Genomic DNA, 14207 nt, shown 5'->3' with positions numbered 1-14207 from the left:
ATTACTACCTTTGCACCGATCCGCCCCCCCCCCGCCTGCACTCGGCAACCCCATCACGATGCACGCGCCCAGCGCGATGGTCGGTCGCGCACACCGCCTCGTCTTGTCAATCCGCCTTCACCCCCGCCGCCTTGATAATCGGCGACCATTTCTCGATCTCCGACTTCAGCCACGTACGCAGCCCTTCCGGCGTTTGCTTATCCTCCGGCACGATCTCGGCCCCCAGATCGGCGAGCCGCGCGGCCACCGCCGGGTCCTTCAACGCGGTGCGCAGCGCCCCGTTGAGCCGGTCGATGACCGCCGGCGGCGTGCCGCGCGGCGCGTAGATGCCGTGCCAGACCTTGACCTCGAAGCCCTTGATCCCGCTTTCCGCCAGCRTCGCGGTGTCAGGCAATGCCTTGATGCGCGAGGTGGTGGTGACGCCGTAGAGCCTGACCTTGTCGGCCTTGATTTGCGGCAGCGTCTGGGTGGTCTGGTCGCACAGGATATCGACCTGGCTGCCCAGCAGGGCCGTCATCGCTGGCGCGGTGCCCTGGTAGGGAATCGCGGTGAGCTCAACCCCGATGGCTTTCTGGAACAGCATGCCGCAAAGCTGCGAGACGGCGCCAAGCCCGGCATTGGCCAGGTTGACCTTGCCCTGGTTCTGGCGGATGTACGTGATCAGTTCCGGCAGCGTCCTGGCCGGCAGGTCATGACGGCCAAGCAGGGTCATGGGCACGTCGGCCACCTGGCCGACGAAGCTGAAATCCGTCAACGGCTTGTAGGATAGCTTGCTGTACAGCGCCGGCGCGGTGGCCATGCCATTGTGGTGGATCAGGATGGTGTAGCCGTCCGGCGCGGCCTTGGCCACGTAGGCGGCGGACACGGTGCCGCCCGCGCCAAGGCGGTTCTCCACCACCACGCTCTGGCCCAGGGTCTTCGACATGGCCGCGGCCATGGTGCGCGCCACCACGTCGGTGGGGCCGCCCGCCGCAAAGGGCACCACCATGGTAATTGGCTTGGCGGGATAGGCATCGGTGGCGCGCGCCGGGGAAGGCAGCGTGAGCGTGACCGCCGCGCCCAGCGCGGCCAGCGCCATCCAGCGCCAGGGCGCCACTTTTGCGCGGGTCCGCAATGCATTCCCGCCACCAGCCTGCCACGCTTGACCCTGTTTCTTGCTACCTGCCATGGTTTTTGTCTCCTTGGACTAAGTTGGCCGGCTGATGCCGGCTCGCGCTCGCCTGCGTCGGCCCGAGGGCGGGCACGCGCGGCGTTGTGTTTGCAGGCAAGCGTGGCGACAAAGCGATGCGCACGCAATACGGATTTGCCTAAGGGTGGGCAAGGCAGGCCGGAAGGCGCCGGCGCCGTGGCGCCGCCGGGCAAGCGCGGGTGCCAGAAAGCGCACACAGCGGCTTATCCCCGCGCCCTCCTGTCGCTGTCCTGCCCCTTTATGACCCCCTGGCCATCCGCTTCCGGGGGCGCTAAGCCGCTCTTTCGCAAATCCGAATTACCGCGCGGCAGGCCCTCGGGAATAATGGCCGCAAGCTGAATCCAGTATCGTCCGTCGTCCGTCGCGTCCGTCGCGTCCGTCATTCCGCTGACTTCCATCATTTCCACAACGGGGCCCCATTTCATGTTCGCAGAACAATCGCACGACCAGCCGTATCCCGACATCCGCGAGGCCGTGCGCGCACTGTGCGCCGGCTTCGACTCCGCCTACTGGCAACGCGTGGAGGAGCAGAATGCCTTCCCTGAAGAATTCGTCATCGCGCTGACCAAGGCCGGCTGGCTGTCGGCGCTGATCCCCGAGGAATTCGGCGGCTCGGGCCTGCCGCTGACCGCGGCGTCCGTCATCATGGAAGAAATCAACCGCAACGGCGGCAATTCCGGCGCCTGCCACGGCCAGATGTATGTGATGGGTTGCCTGCTGCGCCACGGCTCAGAGGCGCAGAAGCAGCGCTGGCTGCCCGGCATCGCTTCGGGCGAGCTGCGCATGCAGTCGATGGCGGTGACCGAGCCCACCACCGGCACCGACACCACCAAGCTCAAGACCACCGCTGTCAAGAAAGGCGACCGCTACGTCATCAACGGCCAGAAGGTGTGGATCTCGCGGGTGCAACATTCSGACYTGATGCTACTGYTGGCGCGGACGACGCCGCTGGACCAGGTCAAGCGCAAGTCGGAAGGGCTGTCGGTGTTCGTGGTGGACCTGCGTGAAGCCATCGGCAAGGGCCTGACCGTGCGGCCCATCCGCAATATGGTCAACCACGAGACCAACGAACTGTTCTTCGACAACCTGGAGATCCCCGCCGAGAACCTGATCGGCGAGGAAGGCAAGGGGCTCAAGTACATCCTTGACGGCCTGAACGCCGAGCGCATCCTGATCGCTTCCGAATGCGTGGGCGACGGCTACTGGTTTATCGAGCGCGCCAGCGGCTATGCGCGCGAGCGCATCGTGTTCGACCGCCCCATCGGCCAGAACCAGGGCATCCAGTTCCCCATCGCGCGTGCCTATGTCAACGTGGAGGCCGCCAGCCTGATGCGCTACAAGGCCGCCGCGCTGTTCGACGCCGGCAAGGCCTGCGGCAAGGAGGCCAATATCTCCAAGCTGCTGGCGGCCGATGCCTCGTGGGAAGCGGCCAACGTCTGCCTGCAGACGCACGGCGGCTTCGGCTTCGCCGCCGAATACGATATCGAGCGCAAGTTCCGCGAGACGCGCCTGTACCAGGTGGCGCCGATCTCCACCAACCTGATCCTGTCGTATGTGGCCGAGCACGTGCTCGACCTGCCGCGTTCGTTCTGAGGCCCACGCATATGCTCGCTTCGCACCAGGGCATCCGCCCGCTGGACGGCATTCGCGTCGTCTCCCTCGAACATGCCGTGGCCGCGCCCTTTGCCACGCGCCAGCTGGCCGATCTCGGCGCGCGCGTGGTCAAGGTGGAGCGCCCCGGCGTGGGTGATTTCGCGCGCGGCTACGACGAGACCGTCAATGGCCAGGCTTCGCACTTCGTCTGGCTCAACCGCGGCAAGGAGAGCCTGACGCTCGACCTCAAGCAGGACGAGGCGCAATCCGTGCTGCACCGCCTGCTGGCCGATGCCGACGTGCTGGTGCAGAACCTGGCTCCCGGCGCGGCAGCGCGCATGGGACTGGATTTCGATACGCTGCACCCGCGCTACGGCAAGCTGATCGTCTGCGATATCTCGGGCTACGGCGATGCCGGGCCCTATCGCGACAAGAAGGCGTACGACCTGCTGATCCAGGCCGCCGCCGGGCTGATCGGCATCACGGGCAGCGCGGACGAACCATCGCGCGCGGGCATTTCGATTGCCGACATCGCGGCCGGCATGTACGCCTACAGCGGCATCCTCTCCGCGCTGCTGCAGCGCGGGCGCACGGGCCAGGGCCTGCGCGTGGAAGTAACCATGCTGGAGGCGCTGACCGAGTGGATGAACTACGCGCTGTACTTCGGCCACTACGGCGGCAACGCTCCGGCGCGCTTCGGCGCCTCGCATCCGGCCATCGCGCCTTACGGCGTGCACCGCACCGGCGACGGCGGCAGCGTGATCTTCGGGCTGCAGAACGAGCGCGAATGGCAGGCCTTCTGCAACAAGGTGCTGGCGCAGCCCGAATTGCTAAAGGACGAGCGTTTCTCCTCCAACTCGGGGCGCGTGAAGAATCGCGGCGAACTGACCGCGCTGATCGAGGCACGCTTCGCGCCAATGACGGTGACGCAGGTGGAAGCGCTGCTCGACGAAGCGCAGATCGCCAACGCGCCGATGAACGACATCGAGGCCGTGTGGAACCACCCGCAACTGGCGGCACGCGGGCGCTGGCGCGAAGTGGCCAGCCCCGGCGGCCCCATCGGCGCGCTGCTGCCGCCGGCCAACCTGTCGGGTGTGGAACCGGTGATGGGCGACGTGCCGGCGCTCGGCGCGCATAGCGCGGTCATCCTGGCGGAGCTGGGCTACGGCGCGGACGAAATCGCCAGGATGGCGGACAGCAAGACGATTTGAGCCTCGGAACCAGGCCATGACGTCTGCGCACAATTTCGCGCAGGCGTGGCTCCCCTCTCCCGCTGGTGTGGGAAAGGGGAGGAAAACAGAAAGACGAACAACCACCCCGAACACCGTCCGGAGCCGGCATGAGCCAAGCCACTGACCACCCCTACCCTACCCGCCAGCTGTGCGAGTTCCTGGCCCGCTTCACGCTGGCCGACGTGCCCGCCGAAGTGGTGGAGCGCACCAAGGACCTCTTCCTCGACTGGATTGCCTCGGCCATCGCCGGCAAGGACGCTCCCGCCGTGCGCAAGCTGCAGGAGTTCGTCGCCGCCATGGGCCCGCAGCAGGGCCCGGCCGAAGTGCTGGTGGACCGCCGCCGCACTTCGCCCTACTTCGCCGCGCTGATCAACGGCGCGTCCTCGCACGTGGTGGAGCAGGACGACGTGCACAACAGCTCGGTGCTGCATCCCGCCGCCGTGGTGTTCCCCGCRGTGATCGCCGCCGCCCAGACTGAAGGCAAGAGCGGCGCGGACGTGCTGCTGGCCTCCATCGCCGGCTACGAAGCGGGCATCCGCATCGGCGAATTCATGGGCCGTTCGCACTATCGCGTGTTCCACACCACCGGCACCGTCGGCACGCTGGCGGCGGCCGCGGCCGTGGCCAAGCTCTACGGCATGGATGCCGAGGGCATCAACCAGGCGCTCGGCTCGGCCGGCACCCAGGCCGCCGGCCTGTGGGAATTCCTGCGCGACGCCGCGGACTCAAAGCAACTGCACACCGCCAAGGCCGCCGCCGACGGCCTGATGTCCGCGTGGATCGCGCGCGCGGGCTTCACCGGCGCCAGGCGTATCCTGGAAGGCCCGCAGGGCATGGCCGCCGGGATGTCCAGCGACGCCAACCCGGCCGCGCTGACCGACGGCCTGGGCAAGCGCTGGGCCACCGCCGAAACCTCCTTCAAGTTCTTCGCCTCGTGCCGCCACACGCACCCGGCGGCCGATGCCCTCAAGGACCTGATGCTGCGCGAGGCACTCCGCGCGGACCAGATCGCCGGCGTGACCGCGCACGTGCACCAGGGCGCCATCGACGTGCTTGGCCCGGTGACCGATCCCAAGACCATCCACCAGGCCAAGTTCTCCATGGGTACGGTACTGGGACTGGTGGCGGTGCACGCGCACGCCGGCCTGGGCGAATTCGAGGACCATGCGCTGCAGGACGCAAAGGTAGCCGCCTTCCGCGACAAGGTGGAGATGGTGCTGGACGACGAGATCAATGCCGCTTACCCGCGCCAGTGGATCGGCCGCGTTACGGTGAAGACCACCGACGGCCGCACGCTGGCGGGCCGCGTGGATGTGCCGAAGGGCGATCCGGGCAATACGCTGTCGCGCCCGGAACTCGAAGCCAAGGCGCTGCAGCTGGGCGCCTTCCGCCACGGCGCGGGCGAGGCCGAGATGCGTGCGATCATTGCCCGCGTGTGGGCGCTGGAAAAACAGGCGAACGTCAACGACTGGCTGCCCGTCACCAAGTAACGCCCCATCCTGACGAGACCCGCTTCATGTCCACCGCCATCACCTACCTGTTCGTGCCGGGCGACCGGCCCGAACGCTTCGACAAAGCGGCCGCCGCCGCGCCAGACGCGCTGATCCTCGATCTCGAGGATGCCGTGCATCCGGACGCCAAGCCAGCCGCGCGCACGGCCATTACCTCGTGGTTGCTTGAACGTGGCGCACAGGCGCAGGCCTATGTGCGCATCAACGACACCAGCTCCGCCGCCTTCGCCGCCGATATGGACTGGCTGCGCGCGCTGCCGTCCGACGCGCCGCTGGCGGGCCTGCTGGTGCCCAAGGCCGAAGACCCGGCCGCGCTTGGCGAGATCGCCCGGGCGCTGGCGCAGGTCAACCCGCAAGGCCGCATCGTGGCGATCATCGAAAGCGCGCGCGGGCTGCACGGCATCGACGCGGTCGCCACCGCGCGCGGCGTGTCGCGGCTGGCTTTCGGCTCCCTGGACTTCGCCGTGGACCTCGGCTGCGCCCATACGCGTGAAGCCTTGCTGATGGCGCGCTCGCGCATCGTGCTGGCCTCGCGCGTGGCGGCACTGCCGCCGCCCGTGGACGGCGTCACCACCGCGCTCAAGGACGAAGCCGTGCTGGCCGACGACGTGGCGCACGCGCGCGCGCTCGGCTTTGCCGCCAAGCTGTGCATCCACCCCGCCCAGCTTGCCGCGGTGCGCGCTGGCTTCCTGCCCACGGCGGAGCAACTGGACTGGGCGCAGCGCGTGCTGGCCGCCACCGCCAGTGGCAGCCACGCGGTACAGGTCGACGGCAAGATGGTCGACCGCCCCGTCATCGAACAGGCCCGGCGCATCCTCGCGCTGGCAAACCACCCCGCAGCGAACCAGCCATGACCCAACTCGAAACCCTGCGCGCCTGGATCGGCCGCAGTGAAAGCCGCACCGAGACCCTTGCCCCCGAGCCCGTGATCGGCCTCGCGGCCACCCTGGACCTCGATGGCGAAGCGCTGGTACGCGGCCCGTTGTCGCCGCTGTGGCACTGGCTCTACTTCCTGCCGCGCGCGCCGCAGCGCGAGCTCGGGCGGGACGGCCACCCGGCGCTGGGCGGCTTTATGCCGCCGGTGCCGCTGCCGCGCCGCATGTGGGCCGGCGGCGAGCTGGATTTCCACAAGCCGCTGCGGGTGGGCGATACCGTCACCCGCACGTCCACTGTGCGCAATGTCGAGCACAAGAGCGGGCGCAGCGGCGAGCTGTGGTTCGTCACCGTGGAACATGCGCTGACGGTCGACGGCGAGACCGCGCTGAGCGAGCGTCACGACCTGGTCTACCGCGCCATGCCGGAACCGGGACAGCCGCTGCCGCCGCGCCCGCGCCTGGCGCATCAGGCCCAGTGGCAGCGCCAGTTGCGCGCCGACCCGGTCATGCTGTTCCGCTTCTCGGCGCTCACCTTCAACGGCCACCGCATCCACTACGACCACGACTATGTGCGCGACGTGGAAGGCTACCCCGGCCTGGTCGTGCACGGCCCGCTGCAGGCCATGCTCACGCTGGACCTGCTGGCGCGCGAGATGCCCGGCGCCACGGTGCGCCGCTTCGGCTTCCGCGGGCTGGCGCCGATGTTCGATCACGACCTGGTGACCGTAGGCGGCACGCTCGATGCCGCCACACCTGGCAAGGTCACGCTGTGGACCGGCGACGATGCCGGCGGCCAGTCGATGGAGGCATGGGCCGTGGTGGAGAACTGACCGGCACGCAGGCGAAGGACAGCAGGACATCTACAACATCGGGGTAACGGGGAACCACATCAACAGGAGAATTCCGATGCATGCAGTCCGCAACACCCGGTCCCACATCCGGCGCAGAATCCGGCACATCGCCAGCGCCGCCCTCGTCCTGTGCGGCGCCACGCCTGCGCTCGCGCAGCCAGCGCAGCAAGCCCAGTCCTACCCCACCCGCCCGGTGACGCTGATCGTGCCCTACGCGCCCGGCGGCACCACCGACGTGGTGGTGCGCCAGTTCGCCGTGGCCTTGCAAAAGGCGCTGGGCCAGACCGTGGTGGTCGACAACAAGCCCGGCGTGGCCGGCACCATGGGCGCGCTCGCGCTCAGGCAGGCGAAGCCCGACGGCTATACGCTCTCGATGATGCCGGTGACCGTATTCCGCCAGCCCTTCATCCAGAAGACCGCCTTCGATCCGGCACACGATTTCACCTACCTCTCGCGCATCACCGGCTACACCTTCGGCGTGGTGGTGCGGGCCGATTCACCGTGGAAGAACTGGAGCGATTTCCTGCGCGACGCGCGCGCCCGGCCGGGCACCGTCAGCTACGGCTCGCCGGGCCAGTTCAGCTCGCCGCATATCACCATGATCGAGCTGGTCACCAAGGAGAAGCTGACGGTCAACCACGTCCCGTTCAAGGGCGATGCCGATTGCCTGAACTCTCTGATGGGCAACCATGTGCAGCTTTGCGCAGCCGGCAGTTCCGCCGGCACGCTGGTCGATGCGGGCAAGCTGCGCTGGATCAACCTGTGGACGGCGCAACGCTCGCCGCGCTGGCCCGACGCCCCTACGCTGCRCGAGCTGGGCTACGACATCGTCTCCAACTCGCCCTACGGCGTGGCCGGCCCGAAAGGCATGGACCCGAAAGTGGTCGGCATCCTGCAGGATGCGCTGCGGCGGGCTGCCGAAGACCCGCAGCACCTTGCCGCGCTAAAGCGGCAGGATCAGGACCTGATGTACCTGGACAGCGCCGGCTACACCCGCTTTGCCATGCAGCAGATCGCACAGGAGAAAGCGCTGGTGGAACGGCTGGGCATCAAGCCCGATTGATCCATCGCCCTCGCCGCGCCAGGCCGTGGCGCAGCGCGGGTTCTTCTGCTTGCGCGCTTCTTCGCGCCACCAACCCCGACACCAACCGATGACCATCAAGCCCTCCGCAGCGAACCCCGAAGCTGCCAGCTTCGACCCGCGCAGCCACCGCATGTGCGAACAACGCTATTTCGAAGATTTCGTGCCCGGCGAACGCTTTGTGCTTCCCTCGCGCACCATGACCGAGGCGCTGTTCGCCGCCTTCCAGCTGGCTAGCGGCGACAACCATCCCGTGCATTACGACGCGGAGTACTGCCGCGCCCACGGCATGCCGCACATGCTGGCGCACGGCTACCAGGTACTGATCCAGACCGCGGCGGGCGCCGGGCTGTTCCCGCACATGGTGGAAGAGTCGTTGAAGGGCTTTCTCGACCAGAGCAGCCGCTTCCTGCATCCGGTCTACGCGGGAGACACGCTGTACAGCACGCTGGAAGTCAGCGAACTCGCGCCGAACCGCTCCACTGGCGTGCTGACCTTGCGCTCGACGGTACACAACCAGCACGGCGTGCTGGTGCTCGACGGCGTGCAGCGCTACCTGCTGCGCAAGCGCGCACCGGCCGCCTGAACGGCGCCGGGAAAAAAAGGGTTCATTCGACCGCTGCCGTAGCTCCCCTCTCCCACAATTCGGGGAGGGGAACCATCCGGCCTCAATCCACCTGGATATTCGCCGTCTTCACCACCCCGCCCCACAGCTTCAGTTCGCGCTGGATACGATCGGCCAGCGGCTTCGGCCCGGTGATATTGAGGTCATAGCCGCCCTGCGTCATGCGCTGCTGAAAGGCAGGATCATCGCCGATGGCCTTTTGCGCCTTGACCAGCTTGTCCACCACGTCGGCGGGCATTTTCTGCGGGCCGATCAGCGCGTACCAGCCGGTCAGGTCGTAATTCTTCATGCCGGACTCGACCATCGTCGGCACCGTCGGCAGCGCCGCGTTGCGCGTCTTCGACGTCACCGCCAGCGCGCGCACCTTGCCGCCCTGGATATAGCCGATGGCGGTGCCCGTGATATCGAACATGAACGTGACCTTGCCGCCGATCACATCGGCCATCGCAGGCGAATTGCCCTTGTACGGCACATGCAGCATCTTGACCCCGCTCATCTGCGCCAGCCACTCGGCCGACAAGTGGTTCGAGGCGCCGACACCGGCCGAGCCGAAGCTCACGCCCTCGGGATGCTTGCGCGCGTACTCGACCAGCTCGCCTACGTCCTTCGCCGGGAAGTCCTTGTTGATCAGCAATACGTTGGTGTAATCGGTGATCAGGCCGATGTAGGTGAAATCCTTGTTCGGGTTGAAGTTCACCGACTTCTGGATCAGCGGCGTCATGGTCATGGTCGGGCTGRCCACGAAGTAGAGCGTGTAGCCGTCCGGCGTCGCGCGCGCGGTCAGGTCCGCGGCGATGGCGCCGCTGGCGCCGGCGCGGTTGTCCACCACCACCGGCTGCTTGAGCGCGCGGCCCAGGTAATCGGCATAGATGCGCGCGGCGGTATCGACCGGACCGCCAGGGGCGTAGCCCACGATCAGCTTCACGGGCCGCGTGGGATAGCTGTCCGCCATTGCCGTGCCTTGCACCAGCGCCAGCAGCGCGCCAGCCATCATCATCCATCGTTTCATCTGTCTCCTCCTTGTTGTGTGTTCTGCCAGCCCCCGGTTTGCCGGGGCGCTGGCGGCTAGTACGCTTCGACCCGCGGCGAAGCGGTGGCGGCGGCACCGGCCGCCGCAGGTCATGCCGCTACGGCGCCGCCGTCCAGCATGGCGCGCAGCGGCTGCTTCAGGAGCTTGCCGCTGGCGGTGGTGGGAATGGTCTCGATCACGCGGATCTGCGCGGGCCGCTTGTACGGCGCCAGGCTTTCCCGCAGGTAGGCTTCCAGGGCGGCGAGGTCCAGTTTCACGCCCGGTTGCGTTTCAACAAAGGCCACGACTTCTTCGTTGCCGTCGGCTGCCGCGCGCCCGACCACGGCGGACTGGCGCACGCCGGGGAAGGCATTGATGACGGACTCCACCTCGATCGGGTAGACGTTGAAGCCCGAGCGGATGATCAGGTCCTTGGAGCGGCCCACGATAAACAACGCGCCGTCTTCACCGAGGAAACCGAGATCTCCGGTGTTGAGCCAGCCGCCCGGCAGCAGCGCCTCGGCGGTCTGCTCCGCGTTGCGGAAATAGCCGCGCATCACGCCGGGGCCGCGCACGCGGATCTGGCCGCGTTCGCCGGCGGGCATCGGCTCGCCCTGCTCGTTGGTGATGTTGATCTCCACGCCTTCGACGATGTAGCCGGCCGAGCAATCGGCGCGCGGCGCATCCATGCGGGTGATGAACAGCGAACCGGCGTATTCGGTGATGCCGTAGCCGTGATGCAGCGGCTGGCCGAACCATGCCTCGGTGTCGCGCTTGAGGGTCGGGTCCAGCGGCGCGCCGCCGGTATAGAGATAGCGCAGGCGGGGAAACGCCGCGGCGCCGCTCTCCAGCGACGACTCCCGCGCCACCGCCATGATGCGCGTGAACATGGTCGGCACGCCTTGCAGCATGGTGACACCGGGCGATGCCAGCGCGGCGAAGACATCGGCGGCATCGAAGCGGGGGCGCATCACCAGGCTGGCGCCGGCGTACAGCGTGGCCATCAGCACGGTGGCGATGCCGAAGATGTGCGACAGCGGCAGCGCGCAGTAGGCGATATCGTCCGGCCCCAGGTTGCGCGAGGTTGCCGAGATCCGCGCGAAGACCGTCAGGCCGGCGTGCGGCACCATCACGCCCTTGGGCGCGCCGGTAGTGCCGGAGGTGTAGATCAGCGTGGCAACGTCGCGCGCCTGGGCGGCATCCACGCGCGCGGGCACCTGTTCGGCGCGCAGGCTGGCGAAGTCCGGATCGAGCGCGGCGCAACCGGTGGGCTGCGCCCCAAGCCGCCTGCCGTGGGCGGCGGCCACATCGGAGACATGGTTGGTAAAGAACGTCAGCAGCGGCTCGGCATGAGCGCGGATGCCGTCGATCTCGCGCGGCGAAAGCCGCGCGTTGACCTGGATCGGCCAGGCGTGCAGTGCGCTGCAGGCGAACAGCATCACCACCATCTCGGCGCAGTTCTCGCCCACCACCATCACGCGGTCGCCCTGCCCTACGCCTTGCGCGGCGAGCCAGTCGCGCGTGGCCGTGATGCGCTCCCACAGCGCGCCGTAGCTGAGCACGCCGCCGGTCTCGTACAGGCAGGGAGCCTGGGGCGATTGCTCGGCCCAGTGCCGGGGGATGTCATGGATGAACTCGGGACGGAAGGAGGACATGATGCGAGTGATGATGAGGTTGGAACCGGACGGACCCGGAAGAGACGCAGAGCAAGCTCACTGATCCAGGTGGATGTGAGCCGACTTGATCAGGCCGTCCCACTTCTGGTACTGGGTGCGCATATACGTACCGAACTGCGCCGGCGTGGAAGGAAAGGGCACGGTGCCCTGGCTTGCCAGCCGCGCCGCCAGCTCGGGCTGCGCGAGCGCAGCCACGATCTCGGCGTTGAGGCGGTCGACCACGGCCGCCGGCGTATTGGCGGGCGCCACCACACCGAACCACGCGGTCAGCTCGTAGCCGGGCACGCCGGCCGCCGCCAGCGTCGGCACGCCGGGCAACTGCCCGGACGGCGTGGCGGCGGTGACCGCCAGCGCCCGCACGCGGCCATCGCGCACATAGGGCAAGGCGGTGGAAATGCTGTCGAACATCATGGTGAGGCGCCCGCCGATGAGGTCGGTCATGGCCGGTGCGCTGCCCTTGTACGGCACATGCTCGATGCGCACGCCCGCCAGGTGGGTGAACAGTTCACCGGCGAGGTGCGAGGACGAACCGTTGCCGAAGGAGCCGTAGCTCAGCTTGCCGGGCTCGCGCCGCGCCAGCGCCAGCAGTTCGGCCACATTGCGCGCGGGCACCGCGGGGTGCACCACCAGTACGTTGGGCAGGTAGGCCACCGAGGCCACCGGCGCGAAATCCTTGAGCGGGTCGTAGCCGGGCTTGTCGTAGAGGCTCTTGTTCACGGCCAGCGAGCCGAAGGTGCCGAACAGCAGGGTGTAGCCGTCGGCCGGCGCGCGCGCCACCGCCACGGCGGCGATATTGCCGCCCGCGCCAGGCCGGTTCTCGATGACCACCGGCTGGCCCAGCCGTACTGAAAGTGCGTGGCTGACCTCGCGAGCCAGCAGGTCCGTGGCGCCACCCGGCGGGAAGGGCACGACCAGCCGCACCGGTTTGTCCGGATAGGCCGCAAACGCGCTCGCGGTGGCGGCAAGCCATCCGCAGAGCACGAACCATTTTGTCCAGCGTGACATCGCCCGTCTCCTCGGCGTTGATTGTGTTTTTGCTGCGATGGAACTGCGCCAGTGTGAGCCAGGCGCCGGTGGCGTGCTATTTGGATTTGGCTAAGGCCGTGTTCTGCCCGGCACGTGCGCCTGCGCAGGGCCGGCATCGGTTAGGAAGCGCAAAAGGACGGCTTTGTCATTCCGGAAGAAGCGAACGTCCGCCCCCCCATAGAATCGCAGCATCGTATCGAAGTGGCGGCCGGCGGCCAGCCTTTCCCAACCGAGGGGACAAGCAGATGGATTTGCGTTTCAACGCGGCGGAACAAGCGTTCCGCGAAGAGGTTCGGGGTTTTGTGCAGGGCAGCCTGCCCGCGGATATCCGGGACAAGGTGCTGGCCCACCAGCGCGTCGAGAAGGACGACTACGTGCGCTGGCACCGCATCCTGCACGCGCAGGGCTGGGGCGCGCCGACCTGGCCCACGGAATGGGGCGGCACGGGCTGGAACGCGCTGCAGCGTCTGATCTTCGAGATTGAGGCCTTCCGCGCGGGGGCGCCGCGCCTGCTGCCCTTCGGCCTGACCATGATCGGGCCGGTGCTGATGAAATATGCCAGCCAGGAACATAAGGAACGCTTCCTGCCGCGCATCCCCACGGTCGAGGATTTCTGGTGCCAGGGCTACTCCGAGCCCGGCTCCGGTTCCGACCTGGCCTCGCTCAAGACCCGCGCCGTGCGCCAGGGCGACCGCTACATCGTCAACGGCCAGAAAACCTGGACCACGATGGCGCACTTTGCCGACTGGATCTTCTGCCTGGTACGCACCGACACCGAAGCCAAGCCGCAGGAAGGCATCTCGATGCTGCTGATCGACATGAAGACGCCGGGCGTGACGGTGCGCCCGATCGTCACGCTCGACGGCGGCCACGACGTCAACGAAGTCTGGTTCGAGGACGTGGAAGTGCCCGTGGGCAACCTGCTGGGCGAGGAAAACCGCGGCTGGACCTACGCCAAATACCTGCTGGGCCACGAGCGCACCGGCATTGCCGGCATCGGCCACTGCAACCGCGAACTGCGCCAGCTCAAGCATTACGCCGCGCAAGCCACCGATGGCGCCGGCCGCCCGCTGATCGACGATGTACGCATGCGCGACAAGATCGCCCGCATCGAGATGGACATCATGGCGCTGGAAATGCTGCTGGTGCGCGTCGCCACGCAAGACGCGGGCCGCGGCCCCGGCCCGGAAGCCTCCATCGTCAAGATCCGCGGCTCCGAGATCCAGCAGGACCTGGCCATGCTGCAGATGGAAGTAGCCGGCCCCAATGCCTGGCCGTATTCGCCGCGCTGGCTCGAAGCCGGCGAAGCGCCGCCGGCCGATGCGCCGCTGCACGCCCCGGCGTGGGCCGCGCCCGCCGCCTCGACGTACTTCGACATGCGCAAGACATCGATCTACGGCGGCACCACGGAAGTACAAAAGAACATCATCTCCAAGATGATCCTGGGCTTCTGAAGCCACGGAAGACGTCAGAGACTCCGCAAAACCCGGGATTCAAGGAACAGGCACAGCCATGGACTTTGGCACAGCCATGGACTTT

12 protein-coding genes are annotated in these 14207 nt (G+C 67.7%); 8 read left to right on the top strand and 4 right to left on the bottom strand.

The features are described from left to right. Positions 1-106 precede the first annotated feature (106 nt). Positions 107-1078, bottom strand: a complete 972-nt coding sequence (locus AC1DKD_RS03570) for a tripartite tricarboxylate transporter substrate-binding protein (protein ID WP_477142953.1) — start codon at positions 1076-1078, stop codon at positions 107-109. Between the two features lie 534 nt (positions 1079-1612). Between AC1DKD_RS03570 and AC1DKD_RS03565 the strand changes: the two genes are divergently transcribed. The 7 genes from AC1DKD_RS03565 to AC1DKD_RS03535 all read left to right on the top strand — a co-directional run bounded on the left by AC1DKD_RS03565 (position 1613) and on the right by AC1DKD_RS03535 (position 8918). After that, positions 1613-2782 (top strand): acyl-CoA dehydrogenase family protein, encoded by a 1170-nt coding sequence (locus tag AC1DKD_RS03565; RefSeq protein ID WP_447432739.1) that lies wholly within the window; start codon positions 1613-1615, stop codon positions 2780-2782. Positions 2783-2793: 11 nt separating this feature from the next. Continuing rightward, positions 2794-3993 carry a CaiB/BaiF CoA transferase family protein gene (locus tag AC1DKD_RS03560; RefSeq protein ID WP_441630928.1) on the top strand — a complete coding sequence of 400 codons (1200 nt, stop codon included), beginning with the start codon at positions 2794-2796 and terminating at the stop codon, positions 3991-3993. Between the two features lie 128 nt (positions 3994-4121). Beyond that, on the top strand, positions 4122-5504 hold the full coding sequence (locus AC1DKD_RS03555; RefSeq protein WP_441630926.1) for an MmgE/PrpD family protein: 1383 nt from the start codon (positions 4122-4124) through the stop codon (positions 5502-5504). A 26-nt stretch (positions 5505-5530) separates the two neighbouring features. Next, a complete protein-coding gene (locus AC1DKD_RS03550) occupies positions 5531-6379 on the top strand; it encodes an HpcH/HpaI aldolase/citrate lyase family protein (protein ID WP_441630924.1) in 849 nt (282 codons plus the stop codon). Next, a complete protein-coding gene (locus tag AC1DKD_RS03545) occupies positions 6376-7230 on the top strand; it encodes an HTD2 family dehydratase (RefSeq protein ID WP_441630922.1) in 855 nt (284 codons plus the stop codon). Before AC1DKD_RS03550 ends, AC1DKD_RS03545 begins: the two co-directional genes overlap by 4 nt. 76 nt (positions 7231-7306) lie before the next feature. Continuing rightward, positions 7307-8314: a tripartite tricarboxylate transporter substrate binding protein gene (locus AC1DKD_RS03540; RefSeq protein ID WP_477142939.1), complete on the top strand. Its 1008-nt coding sequence runs from the start codon at positions 7307-7309 to the stop codon at positions 8312-8314. 88 nt (positions 8315-8402) lie between these two features. After that, entirely contained in the window at positions 8403-8918 is a 516-nt protein-coding gene (locus tag AC1DKD_RS03535; RefSeq protein ID WP_441630919.1) for a MaoC family dehydratase, read from the top strand. An 82-nt stretch (positions 8919-9000) separates the two neighbouring features. Here the strand turns inward: AC1DKD_RS03535 and AC1DKD_RS03530 are convergent, their stop codons facing one another. The 3 genes from AC1DKD_RS03530 to AC1DKD_RS03520 form a co-directional block, all read right to left on the bottom strand. Continuing rightward, positions 9001-9966: a Bug family tripartite tricarboxylate transporter substrate binding protein gene (locus tag AC1DKD_RS03530; protein ID WP_477142938.1), complete on the bottom strand. Its 966-nt coding sequence runs from the start codon at positions 9964-9966 to the stop codon at positions 9001-9003. A gap of 110 nt (positions 9967-10076) precedes the next feature. Beyond that, on the bottom strand, positions 10077-11621 hold the full coding sequence (locus AC1DKD_RS03525; RefSeq protein WP_441630915.1) for a class I adenylate-forming enzyme family protein: 1545 nt from the start codon (positions 11619-11621) through the stop codon (positions 10077-10079). Positions 11622-11678: 57 nt separating this feature from the next. Further along, a complete protein-coding gene (locus AC1DKD_RS03520) occupies positions 11679-12647 on the bottom strand; it encodes a tripartite tricarboxylate transporter substrate binding protein (RefSeq protein ID WP_477111149.1) in 969 nt (322 codons plus the stop codon). A gap of 266 nt (positions 12648-12913) precedes the next feature. Here AC1DKD_RS03520 and AC1DKD_RS03515 point away from each other — a divergent pair, with 266 nt between their 5' ends. Then, positions 12914-14122 carry an acyl-CoA dehydrogenase family protein gene (locus AC1DKD_RS03515; RefSeq protein ID WP_477142937.1) on the top strand — a complete coding sequence of 403 codons (1209 nt, stop codon included), beginning with the start codon at positions 12914-12916 and terminating at the stop codon, positions 14120-14122. Positions 14123-14207: the final 85 nt, after the last annotated feature.

Source organism: Cupriavidus sp. 05T313 (assembly GCF_056396665.1).
The sequence above is the reverse complement of the archived record's forward strand: the minus strand, read 5'-3'. Positions and strand labels throughout refer to the sequence as shown.